Origin of the sequence: Plectonema radiosum NIES-515 (assembly GCF_025753815.1) — a bacterium.
Lineage (GTDB): Bacteria > Cyanobacteriota > Cyanobacteriia > Cyanobacteriales > Nostocaceae > Hassallia > Hassallia radiosum_A.
This window is the reverse complement of the sequence record NZ_JAOWRF010000324.1, coordinates 1-11,598: the sequence shown is the minus strand read 5'-3', so window position 1 is coordinate 11,598 and position 11,598 is coordinate 1. Positions and strand designations below refer to the sequence as shown.

General features: G+C 43.4%; 9 protein-coding genes. 2 read left to right on the top strand and 7 right to left on the bottom strand.

Going from position 1 to position 11,598, the window contains the following annotated elements; all coding sequences use genetic code 11:
* The first annotated feature begins 102 nt into the window (after window positions 1-102).
* Window positions 103-927 carry a hypothetical protein gene (locus OGM63_RS23070; protein ID WP_375340519.1) on the top strand — a complete coding sequence of 275 codons (825 nt, stop codon included), beginning with the start codon at window positions 103-105 and terminating at the stop codon, window positions 925-927.
* A 45-nt stretch (window positions 928-972) separates the two neighbouring features.
* Here OGM63_RS23070 and OGM63_RS23065 read toward each other — a convergent pair whose 3' ends face one another.
* The 4 genes from OGM63_RS23065 to OGM63_RS23050 form a co-directional block, all read right to left on the bottom strand.
* Entirely contained in the window at window positions 973-1,707 is a 735-nt protein-coding gene (locus OGM63_RS23065; RefSeq protein WP_263748006.1) for a DevA family ABC transporter ATP-binding protein, read from the bottom strand.
* Between the two features lie 145 nt (window positions 1,708-1,852).
* Window positions 1,853-3,007, bottom strand: a complete 1,155-nt coding sequence (gene devC / locus OGM63_RS23060) for an ABC transporter permease DevC (protein WP_263748004.1) — start codon at window positions 3,005-3,007, stop codon at window positions 1,853-1,855.
* A 133-nt stretch (window positions 3,008-3,140) separates the two neighbouring features.
* Window positions 3,141-4,559, bottom strand: coding sequence for an HlyD family efflux transporter periplasmic adaptor subunit (locus OGM63_RS23055; RefSeq protein WP_263748003.1), 1,419 nt, complete (start codon window positions 4,557-4,559; stop codon window positions 3,141-3,143).
* A 1,004-nt stretch (window positions 4,560-5,563) separates the two neighbouring features.
* A complete protein-coding gene (locus tag OGM63_RS23050; protein ID WP_263748002.1) occupies window positions 5,564-6,298 on the bottom strand; it encodes a phycocyanobilin:ferredoxin oxidoreductase in 735 nt (244 codons plus the stop codon).
* A gap of 257 nt (window positions 6,299-6,555) precedes the next feature.
* On the opposite strand from OGM63_RS23050, the gene OGM63_RS23045 reads away from it, so the two are divergent.
* On the top strand, window positions 6,556-6,792 hold the full coding sequence (locus OGM63_RS23045; RefSeq protein ID WP_263748001.1) for a hypothetical protein: 237 nt from the start codon (window positions 6,556-6,558) through the stop codon (window positions 6,790-6,792).
* Between the two features lie 206 nt (window positions 6,793-6,998).
* Here the strand turns inward: OGM63_RS23045 and OGM63_RS23040 are convergent, their stop codons facing one another.
* The 3 genes from OGM63_RS23040 to OGM63_RS23030 form a co-directional block, all read right to left on the bottom strand.
* Window positions 6,999-10,361 (bottom strand): NACHT and WD repeat domain-containing protein, encoded by a 3,363-nt coding sequence (locus OGM63_RS23040; RefSeq protein ID WP_263748000.1) that lies wholly within the window; start codon window positions 10,359-10,361, stop codon window positions 6,999-7,001.
* Window positions 10,362-10,421: 60 nt separating this feature from the next.
* Complete coding sequence (locus tag OGM63_RS23035; RefSeq protein WP_263747999.1) at window positions 10,422-10,760, bottom strand: hypothetical protein; 339 nt, start codon at window positions 10,758-10,760, stop codon at window positions 10,422-10,424.
* Between the two features lie 237 nt (window positions 10,761-10,997).
* On the bottom strand, window positions 10,998-11,591 hold the full coding sequence (locus OGM63_RS23030) for a Maf family protein (RefSeq protein ID WP_263748005.1): 594 nt from the start codon (window positions 11,589-11,591) through the stop codon (window positions 10,998-11,000).
* Between the last annotated feature and the right edge of the window lie 7 nt (window positions 11,592-11,598).

Here is an 11,598-nt window from a genome sequence, read left to right as displayed (position 1 = left end):
CCCTGCAATGCCCTTAGTCAAAATTTAACAAGAATACCGCAAGATGACATCAAGGATTTGGGCATCCTAGAAATCAGGAGTCAAGTATTTATGTTTGCAATCATGTCTATTTTAATATCTGTTGCCCAATCGCCAGGGTCAAAAATTACTAAGGCAATTCAACAAGTGCCAGTAGCACCAGCAAACAATCAGCAAATACCACAATTGTTGTTAGTCGTAACCTCTGGACTACTAACTTTGACGGTGATTGCTTTGATTGTATATGGCAAACTTGAGATGAAGAAGTTGGAGAAGAAAATCAAGTTTGAAAAATTTCGGGCACGAGAACTAGAGAAAAAGTTTAAGCTAGCGCTGGAAACAATTAGAAAAATGGAGACTAATCCCGATTTGATTAACTCACGGGATTTTAATTTGGATTATTTGCGAATGCGGATGTCTGAGGAAGTGTTTCATTTTGCGATCGTCAATCAAATAAAAATCAAAGTCAAAGATCAAATTTCTCAAGCACTACTTCCAAATCAAGCTCAACAAGGAATTGTTGGGGTTGCCAATAGTTCTGGACGGCAGGTGGATCAGGTTTTTGATGTAGAGTACGAGACTAATATAGAGGGAGTCCCTGCGAAGCGAGTGCTGTTTCGGGTTCAAATCCGGTTAATGAAGTTACCCACACAAGCAACTTCTGCCAGCATCAGCCAAATTATTGATTGTATTGAAACTTATCTTAGCCCTGCTGAAGATCAAGATACTTGGCAACCGACGATTCAAGGTAGGATTGCTTATATACATTGGGATCAAAAGGCTAAACCTACGCCTTTGCTGGTGCTAGAACAATCGAATGAAGGTGTAAATGTGACTTTTCGTACTAGTCGTCAAGCAAATCCTCCGTCACCCGATAAGCTATCTGGAAGGAAAAAATCACATTCCTAGGTAATAAATGTGTATATTTCTGAGTTATTAGCTACCAGCTATGAGTTAGGAGTTGTGGTGTTTAACTTTTGACTCATAATTATTGACGGTGCTTTGGGAATTACGAGCTAAATGACCATCTTCCATTTCCAAGATGCGATCGGCAATATCTAAAATGCGGTTATCGTGGGTCACGAGCAAAATAGAGGTTCCCTGCTCTTTGGCAAGGGTTTGCATTATTTCTACCACATCGCGTCCTGATTGTTTGTCTAAAGCGGCTGTGGGTTCGTCTGCTAGCACTAGTGGGGGATGGTTCACTAAAGCACGAGCGATCGCTACTCTTTGTTTTTGTCCACCAGAAAGATTATCTGGGAAGTAATTAATCCTGTCATCTAAACCTACAGCTTGAAGCATCGCTTCTGATTTATTAACCGCATGTTGCTTAGAAATCTCTTTGCTTAGTTCTACTGCCATTTGCACATTCTGTCTAGCGTTTAAGAATCCTAACAAGTTGTGAGCTTGGAAAATATAACCAATATTACGTCTAATTTCTACCAGTTTACTTTGACTTGCTCCAGATAGTTCTTCACCTAAAAATTTTAGACTTCCGGATTGTACAGACCTCAATCCACCAATCAGGCTCAATAATGTTGTTTTCCCTGAACCTGATGGTCCGGTCATAATTACAATTTCTCCAGCATAAATCTCTAAATTTATGTCAAACAAAATCTGTTTTTTTAGTGAGCCTTTACCGTAGTAATGGCTAATATTTTTGATATCGATTACAGGTTGTTTTGTCATTATAGTTTGAAACAAGTTAGGGTTTAGGTAGAGACGTTCCGGCGGAACGTCTGTACAAGAAGCGCAGTAGAGACATTCCGGCGGAACGTCTGTACTATAAGCGCGGTAGAGACGTTCCACTGGAACGTCTGTACGGGGAGTTAAATTAAAATATATCTGCTGGATCGGCAGCTTCTAATTTCCTTACGGCGATCGCACCGGAAATAAAGCACATTAAAATAGTTAAAATTAGCACCATGATTGCACGATCTAAACTCATGAAAACTGGTAAAAGTGTTGCGTCTTTAGCAAGTTTATATAAAAACATTGTAAAAGCCCATCCAGGCATGTATCCTAAAACTGCTAAAATTAAAGCTTCTTGAAGAATGACAAATAATAAGTAGTTTTGTGTATAGCCTATTGCTTTTAAGGTCGCATATTCAGCTAAGTGTTCTGTAACTTCGCTATAAAGAATTTGATATACAATCACGGTTCCAACAACAAAACCCATGATTGTACCTAAGGTGAAAATAAATCCTATTGCTGTGCTGCTTGCCCAATAATTTCTTTCAAAGTCGATAAATTCTTCTTTAGTTAAAACGTTGATTTCTTTTGGTAAATAACTTCTCAATTGTTGCACAACTAAGTTAGCATTTGCTCCCGGCTTTAATTTAATTAAGCCTATATCAATCAATCCTCGCTGTCGATGGTTAAATATTCTAAAAAAGTTAACATCACTAGTAATTAAATTACCATCGGCACCAAATGATGCACCTAAAGTAAATAATCCAGCTACTTTAATTTGTCTACCCCGCACTTCTGCTGTGACATTTTTACCTTGGTCAAAAGTAGCTACAACTGGACCATATTCGGTTCTTGAAGAACGGTCATATAAAACTACGTCGGGCAGTTTCAGTTTATCTAAGTTTTCTTGAACTCCAGGTAAGTTAAATACATTAACTTCTGGGTTCATCGCTAGGGTGAGAATACTCCGAGGACGACCTGTAACTGGATTTTTCCAACTGGCGTAATCTAAATATATCGGATGAACTGATTGCACTGCTGGCAAATCTAAAGCTTTATATAATCGCCTTTGTGAAAAGCTTTTCATTGCTAGTACGGCGTTAGATTGAGAGTTAATTAGAACAATGTCACCTTGCAAGCTGCTATGCATCCGGACGTTACTAAAATACAGGGCATCGCGGAAACCAAGTTGCATAAACATGAGAACGTCGGCAAAGGCAATTCCTGCCAGAGCGACGACAAGGCGAGTTTTTTCGCGTGTTAATTGTAGCCATGCTAAAGGTATTTTTGGACTCATTTTATAGGTGTTTAAACTATATATTTCTGTGTTGTTGGGAAAGAGAAGGTGAAGAAGAAATACGAACCGCCAAGTGCGCCAAGTACGCCAAGGAGGAGAAGAAAGAAGTAAGATTGTAGGTAGAAGGTGATGGCTAGATGTTGATTTCAACTACTACTTTGGCGTTAGTTAAACCGCCAACTTTTTGGCTAGCTTCTAGAGGTAAGGCGATTTTTACTTCTACCACTCTGGCATCCACATCTGCTGCTGGATCTGTATTTAAGACGTCTTTTTTGCCAATTTTTCTGCCAACTTCAACGATTGTTCCTTGTAATTGCCCACTAAAGGCGCCGTTATCGCTGGTAATTGTGGCTTTTTGACCGAGACGCACTTTAGCAATGCTGTCTTCGGGAACTTCAGCGATCGCGATCATTTGATCGGTTCTTCCAATCTCAGCGATGCCATCTACACTCATGTTTTCACCCGCTTTGGTGTGAATTTTAATGATTTCTCCGGGGATGGGTGCGGCAACGTAGCTTAATTTCAAGTCTGCTTGGGCTTTTCTGACGTTAGCGATCGCATTACTAACTTGAGCTTGTGCTATCATCGCGTCGGTGGGACGAACTTCTAAAAGTCTGTTGAATTTGGCTCTTTCTTCGTCAATTTGCCTTTGCAATGTCGCGATAGTTTTATCACGGTTGACTTTGGCTTCAATCAGTTGCTGTTGTAAAGTGGCTTGACTTTGTACTTGATTTGCTCTAGCTTCGGCAAGTTGTTGTTGTAAAGTTGCTTTTGCTTGCCTTAAATTGGCTTGGCTTTCAGCAACTTGTTGAGAAGAAGTTACTGCACTCAAGCGTCTTCTTTCCCATTCCTGCTGAGAAATCGCACCTTCTTTATATAATGTTTTATAGCGTTGAGCATCGACTTGAGCGTTGTTAGCTTCGGCTTGGACGCGAGAAACGGTTGCTCTTAAGGTGTCTCGTTGTCCTTGTAGTTCGGCTTCGAGACGATTAACCGTTGCTTGTTGAGCGATTTTTTCTCCACTTAATTGAGCAGCAATGCGAGCGATCGTTGCTTGTTGAGCTTCACCTTCACCTCTTAATTGAGCCTGTATGCGAGCAATTACCGCTTTTTGAGCTTGAATGTCTCTTGGTGAACCGGCTCTGACTTGGGCTAAATTAGCGCGGGATTCTTGCAGTTTTGCTTTGGCTTCTTCCACTGCTGCTGTTTGGCTATCGTGGTTATCCAAAATCGCTACTATTTGACCTTTTCTAACTCGCTCTCCTTCTTTCACCAAGATTTGCTCAACTCGTGAAGACGCTTGCAATCCTGAAGTTGGAGCGGATAGTTTAATGACTTCTCCTCGCGGTTCTAAGCGTCCCACAGCACTAATACTAGTCGCAACTGGTGCAACAGGTACTGAAGTGCTGAGTTTTTTTAGCTGCTCAATTCTGGCTGTAGCTAGTACCCCGGAAGCGATGACTACTGGTAGGGCAACAGCAAGACCCCACCAAATCTTAGGTTGCTCAAGTGGTTGTTCCCTTGACCTTGAATTTTCATTCACCCTTGACATGGTATGTTGTCCGTTTAATTGTGGTGATTGAAGAACCAAAAAAGCTGATGAAATAACGCTACAGCTTTGCACAATGGCGCTTTTTATTTGCTGGTTATTAAAGAATTTCTAAGTGTTGTTTAGAATAAATACGGAGTTGTGTTCAAAAATAAAATTTAGCTCGTGCCTAAATACATCTTTAAGTTTTAAGCTAATAGCTAAAGTCCGTTCAGCTTTACATCTTGCAGCATTCTCAATTAGAACCATAGCCCGCCCGGAACTGCAAGTTCCAGGCTAATAGCTCAAGTCCATTAAAATGGACTAAAATTTATATCTAGTCCTCTTTAAGAGGACTTTGGCTATAAGCCAGGGGTTTATAACCCCTGGCGGGTAAGGAAGCTTAATAAAAATGTTGCAACAAATCAAGAGATTTGCTTAATTTGGTCAGATACACCTGGTTAATTTTAGGAACTTGCTATGCGGCTAAATTAACTACACCAATTGCCAAGCCCTAACGACTAAAAGTCGCGGCTAAACAAACCAAGTCCACCTGGGTGGACTTTAGGAGAATAGAGGATTTTGTAACCCGCGTAGGCGGGTTTTGTATGTGTAGCCGCGACTTATAGTCGTTAGGTGCAAGATATGACTACGAGTCTTCTATGCGAGTGCATAATGCAGTTCATGCCTATCAAAATTTTGCTTTTTAGACACTAGTGATTATTAATTAAGTACTCTCAAAAATTTAAACCATATAGAGTATCATCAACATCACACTTTCCGAAAGTTTATATCAAACTGTTAGTAGAATTACTCGCTGGTTTCTGTGCTGTTATTTATTGTCTCCGTTCAACTGTTGTTTTTTGAATTCTACATTCATGATTTTTTGGAAAACGTAGCACAGCTTACAGATAAACACTTTTCAGCATTTGAAGTGATAGTTATGCAGAAAAAGTGACAATAAGTCCACATTTAGAATTATTGGGATATTGTCACGTTATTTTTTTTGTATGTCCTAATGCCAAGAATTAATTTGGAAGGTCAAATAACACTGTAGTCATATAATTTTCAGCCCAATCTGAACCAAAGGCTTTTTCTAATACGCGACGGGTTTTGTCGTTTTGTTGCTGTTTGGTGCAGTAATTATGCTGTCCGGCAATGATTTTTAATACTTGTTCTGGTGAAGCGGGATGGGAAGCGATCGCTCTCGTACAATGAATATCTAAAAAGTCTCGCACACGCGACAAAAAGAGCGTTTCTTCTTCTGGAGAACCGGGACGAACAAAGATACAAAATTCTGAAAAGATTTCTCCCCATTCCGGTAATTCACGGGGTTGAGAAAAGTTAGGTGCAGGTAATGCAGACAGTGCAGAGTTATACGCTTCTGGTAAAGTGCGTTGTGAAAGCGGAGATAAATCTGCGATCGCAGCACTAATTTGACCTCTACCCCCGACTAAATCGCAACCAAACATCGGTATGTCGTATTCTGGACGCGGAAACATAACGCAGTGGAGAATATCTAGCATAGTTCCCACCTTCGCTAGTTCCAAGTGCATCTTGCGGAACTGCGGTGTTTGATAGCAGCGGTTTTCAATCGTCAGTTTTTCACCTTCGAGTCTACCTTCTACATATCCCAACTCTGCGGGCAAATGGTAGGGTGATAAATCAAGGTGCTTGTGCCAAGCTGCCTCAATGGTATCAGCCAACTGACGAATTAAGGGATGTTGTTGCGATCGCAGTGAGGGTGTAGAAGCTAGTGACATGTTGTGATTGGGGAATATTGTTTATTTGTCAGTTTATCGCTCTTGGGCGATCGGGCGATACGGAGTACCGCAAAGAGTGCGGAACGCGCTGGTAATATAATCAAATAGAAGCCCTCAGGCTGGAAGCCTGGGGCTATACGAAAAAAGCCCACCAACGCGTAGGCTAAAGGAATTTTTGAGTATTTAGTCCACGCAGGTGGACTTGGTTTGTGTAGCCGCACCCTTCTTTCTTGTCGGGCTTTTACAGGGGACGCGCTGTGATTATGACAACAAGCGCGATCGCTACAAATGTGAAAGCTTTGATTATAAACATACAAGCGATGCCTAGTTTGGGCTGCGCCTACGCTACAAAAATTAAAGCTGTGGTTAGGATACGAAGTGCGATCGCTACCAATGTTAAAGCTGTGGTCACGATCGCACTTCGGATCGTGACCAACATTAAAGCATTTGTCACCAACACTTCAACTTTCGTTACAAACAACAAGCGATCGTGACCAATGCTTCAACTTTCGTTACAAAGTTTTAAGGTTTGGTTAGGATATGAAGGGCGATCGCTCTAAATATGTAAGCTGTGGCTATGAAAACAAATAGAGACGTAGCTAGCTTACGTCTCTACAAGGGTTTTGAATAATGCATAATTAATTTACATGCCTATGTCTAGGGCGATCGCTACTAATATTAAAGCGATCGCAACCAACATTCAACTCTTACACAAGTCCTTTTTAATCTCCCGCGCATCCTCATCATCCGGATTAGGCTTGAGATAATTGTCGATAAACCCGCACCCCTCCTTAACTAAATAATCAAAATCTAATCTCCACAGTCTTACCGTGTTGTCAGCACTACCTGAAGCCAGCATTTTACTATCGGGGCTGAAGCTGACGCCAAGAACCTCTCCTATATGCCCAGTGAGGGTTGTAATTAGTTTGTCGGTGGAGGTATCCCACAGTTTGACCCTATTGTCACCACTACCTGAAGCCAGCATTTTGCCATTAGGGCTGAAGCTAACGCTAATAACCGCTCCTGTATGCCCAGTGAGGGTTTTGATTTCTTCGTCCGTGGTGGTATCCCACAGTTTCACCGTCTTGTCAGCACTACCTGAAGCCAGCATTTTACTATCGGGGCTGAAGCTGACGCCCTTAACCCATCCTCTATGCCCAGTGAGGGTTTTAATTTCTTTGTAGGTGGAGGTATCCCAAAGTTTCACCGTCGTGTCACCACTACCTGAAGCCAGCATCTTGCCATTCGGGCTGAAACTGACGCCAGTAACCCACTCTTTATGCCCAGAAAGGGTTTTAATTTCTTTGTAAGTGGAGGTATCCCACAGTTTCACCGTCTTGTCGAGACTACCTGAAGCCAGCATCTTGCCATCCGGGCTGAAGCTGACGTTAGTAACCCACTCTTTATGCCCAGCGAGGGTTTTAATTTCTTTGTAGGTGGAGGTATCCCACAGTTTCACCGTCTTGTCGCGACTACCTGAAGCCAGCATCTTGCCATCCGGGCTGAAGCTGATGCCATTAACCTCACCTGTATGCCCAGTTAGGGTTTTAATTTGTTTGTAGGTAGAGGTATCCCACAATTTCACCGTCTTGTCAGAACTTGCAGAAGCCAGCATCTTGCCATTCGGGCTGAAGCTGACACCATATACCCAGCTTTTATGCCCTCCCAAGATGTTTAGTGGGTTCACGCTGTTAACTGTACGCATTAATGCCAGTTTGACCTGCGTTCGGGTATTTGCGTCTACCCAAGGTGTACGCCGCATTTGCACAACAGCTTTTAAACTGGTTTTTAAGGCTTCTTGCGGCTCTGATTCCAAAAGTATATCTGAAGTATTAGCAAGAGAATTAATTTCACCTATCGCGGCACTCCGCCAGTTTACACCGGCTAAACCTGCTAAACCCAAGGATACTATAGAGAAGCTACTTAGCCCGATAATTGCCAGTCGCCGTGTGCGATCGCGTTGCCGCTTCTCCCTATCCCGTTGCTGTCCGCTAACTGCAATAAAATCTTGCTCCTCCTGCGTCATTTCTTCCGCACGCTTGTGCAACCAATCTTCTGCCACAGTCAACGGCACACCACGCAACAAAGCCCCAGAGTCATGGTTGTCATTTTTCCACTCTCGTAATGCCACTTTCAACCGTTCTTGCCAAGTGCGAAACTGACGGTTAGCATTTATCCACTTTCGCAAAGTTCCCCATTCCCTAATCAGCGCTTCATGCACCACCTCTACTGTATCTTCCGGAGAAACCTCACCCCCATCCCCTCTCCTACTGGGGGAGGGGCTAAGAGAATCCGTCTCCCCCTTCCCTCGCAGGGAAGGGGGCAGGGGGGTTAGGTCTTTTTGGCTCAAAGAGACCTCACCCCCATCCCCTCTCCTTAGCAAGGAGAGGGGTGTCCGATAGGACGGGGTGAGGTCTTCGCGGCGTCCTGTCACCACCAACCGCGCTTGATATCCCGCTAAATAACTCACCAAGCCCCAATTATCTTCCCCAACCTCCCCACGAGTCGCAATCCGTCGAGTATCCTCCGTTCCCTCCCCAGGACGCACTAATTGCACAAAAATTCGCTCTGCCTGTTTTTGCTGTAATTCACTAAGTTTTTGATAAACCTGTTCTGCATGATTGGCGATCGCTTTCTTCACACCCCCAATTTCATCGTATGCTTGGTGAGTTAACACCCGGTTTTCTTGCTTCTCCCACAGTCGAGTTAAAGCAAATTCCAACAAAGGCAAGTTACCCGGTTCTTGTCCCACATCATCCAAAATTCGTTGCGTCAGTTGCCCTTCTAATTGCACCTCTAACTTTTGTGCCGGTAGTGCGATCGCTGCTTCTAATTCCTCCCGTTTCATCGAACTCAACAACTGAGGTGTAAACTGCTGCAACGCATCCCGAAAGGGACGGTAGGAAAGCACATAACCATAAAAGTCAGCTCGTAAAGTGAAAACCAGTGTCAGATTTTCTAAAGAAATAGCCGAGAGCATTGCATCAGCAAAGCGTTCTTGTTCTTCCTTCTGGCAAAGCGTATAAAGTTCTTCAAATTGGTCTGCAACTAACAACAGACGTTTACCACCGTTGCGTTCTTTGATGCGAGACGCTACTTGCTCCAAAGTAATTCTACCTTGCTGCATATCACCTGCCAGTCCCGCAGCTTCCCGCAGTAGTCCAGTTTCACTCAGTTCTGGCTCTAATTGACGCACCAACGCATAAGCAAGTTGATAAAATGGTTGATTCCCAGGACGGAAAGATGAAATCAGCCAGTTTCCCTCACTTCGCAACTGGGGAATCAATCCCGCAAACACCACAGAAGATTTACCACTACCACTCGGACCAACTACACCTACCAAAGGCTGTTTGCGAGTCGTCTGCACTAACTCATTCACAAAAGTCTCCCGTCCAAAAAAGAAGGCTGCATCCTCTTCCCCAAAAGCAGACAATCCTTGGTAAGGGTTGGGTGGAATAACTTCTGTTTCAAAAGTAGTCGAGACATCAGTTAACTGATTTTTCTTCAGAACCGGAGTCTGATGCTCCAAAAAACCTATCATCTGAGATTTACCTAATTCATAGGCAAACTCCACATCTTCCCCAGCACCTAGAGCATCGTAAAATGCCACAGCAAAGGCAACAGCTGCTTTATCACCCACAGCTTTATTCATGCCAATGACATATTTTACATATTGGCTAATAGCCTCTGCTTGCACTTCTGAATAACAAGCATTGAGAACAACACACTCGACACCCTTTTGAGCAAACAGCTTAAACATACTCCCTAGCGCGTCAGCTTGTACATACACCGTCTGCTTCATCTCATTTTCCAGGATAATTCCATCTTCAGCAGTCCCGTGTCCGCAAAAGTGAACAATCTGCGGTTGAGTGTCGAGAATAGCGCGGTAAAAATCACGCGATCGCACTGCCCACTTTTGTTCTAATTTAAACTGTTCCCGCTTATTTGCTCGTCGCAATCCCTCATCAATTTCCCGCACCTCTACATCAAGTTGCAGTTTAGAAGTATCTCTGGGATTCGCTGCCAACAGTAAAATCGTTTTGACACGCGCTTTATTATTCATTAGGGAATAAATGTAATGGTTTTAGAAGCCCGTAAAATCACTCTTTTCCACTACAAGAGCTTATCTAGTCTTTACAGACAGAGTGATTTTACTATTGCCCTTTGTAGAGACGTTCCATCGGAACGTCTCTACGACTTGACGGAACGTCTCTACGACTTGACGGAACGTCTCTACCACTTGACGGAACGTCTCTACGACTTGACGGAACGTCTCTACCACTTGACGGAACGTCTCTACCACTTGACGGAACGTCTCTACCACTTGACGGAACGTCTCTACCACTTGACGGAACGTCTCTACCACTTGACGGAACGTCTCTACCACTTGACGGAACGTCTCTACGACTTGACGGAACGTCTCTACCACTTGACGGAACGTCTCTACGACGGTTGCGGACATAATATTACCTATTCCCAGGTAACTTTATTGCGTTCGCAAAGCGTTGTCGTCCCGACATCGCACTCACCATCTCCGCAAACGTAAAGTTATAAGACAGCCTCTTTGCAACAGTATTCTTTATTTTGTAGCCTAGGTTACAGAAATATTATTAAATTGACCAATTATCTATAAATATACGCTTAACTAGCCCGCGCAGGCGGGCTTTGTTTGTGTAGCCCCAGGCTTCTAGCCTGAGGGCTACCGCCAAAAATCAGTCACATCGTACCCCAGTTCCGCCAACATTTGCCGCAGCAGAGGTAAACTCAAACCAATCACGTTAGTGTGACACCCTTCAATTTTTTCCACAAATAAACTACCAAAACCTTCAATAGCGAAAGCACCAGCACACTTGAGGGGTTCACCCGTAGCAACATAAGCTTGAATTGCGCGATCGCTCATTTTCCCAAAATAAACTCTTGTTACCTGAGACTTGACTAAAGTCCGATTTTGGTCTTTGTCAATCAAAGCATGACCAGTATACAAATCGCCAAAATTACCTCGCATGATTTGCCAACGAGCGATCGCTTCAGATGCATCTGCTGGTTTACCATGAATCTCACCATTAAGAGCCAAAACCGAATCACAACCCATAATCAAACCTGATGCAAACTGAGGCGCTACAGTTTCTGCCTTACACTGAGCAAGAGTTTCCACCAATTGTCCTGGCTCACTGAGTTGGATTTGCGACTCATCAAAATCACTAGCGCAAACAGTCGGCTCAATTCCAACAGTTTGCAACAAACGGCGTCGTGCCGGGGAAGCAGAGGCGAGTATGAAGGTAGGGATACCCATAGGGGAG

Bases quoted from the DNA above. Each gene is read 5' to 3' on its own strand.
- OGM63_RS23070 (WP_375340519.1), top strand. From the start codon at position 103: ATGTCTATTTTAATATCTGTTGCCCAATCGCCAGGGTCAAAAATTACT.
- OGM63_RS23065 (WP_263748006.1), bottom strand. From the start codon at position 1,707: ATGACAAAACAACCTGTAATCGATATCAAAAATATTAGCCATTACTAC.
- devC (WP_263748004.1), bottom strand. From the start codon at position 3,007: ATGAGTCCAAAAATACCTTTAGCATGGCTACAATTAACACGCGAAAAA.
- OGM63_RS23055 (WP_263748003.1), bottom strand. From the start codon at position 4,559: ATGTCAAGGGTGAATGAAAATTCAAGGTCAAGGGAACAACCACTTGAG.
- OGM63_RS23050 (WP_263748002.1), bottom strand. From the start codon at position 6,298: ATGTCACTAGCTTCTACACCCTCACTGCGATCGCAACAACATCCCTTA.
- OGM63_RS23040 (WP_263748000.1), bottom strand. From the start codon at position 10,361: ATGAATAATAAAGCGCGTGTCAAAACGATTTTACTGTTGGCAGCGAAT.
- OGM63_RS23035 (WP_263747999.1), bottom strand. From the start codon at position 10,760: ATGTCCGCAACCGTCGTAGAGACGTTCCGTCAAGTGGTAGAGACGTTC.
- OGM63_RS23030 (WP_263748005.1), bottom strand. From the start codon at position 11,591: ATGGGTATCCCTACCTTCATACTCGCCTCTGCTTCCCCGGCACGACGC.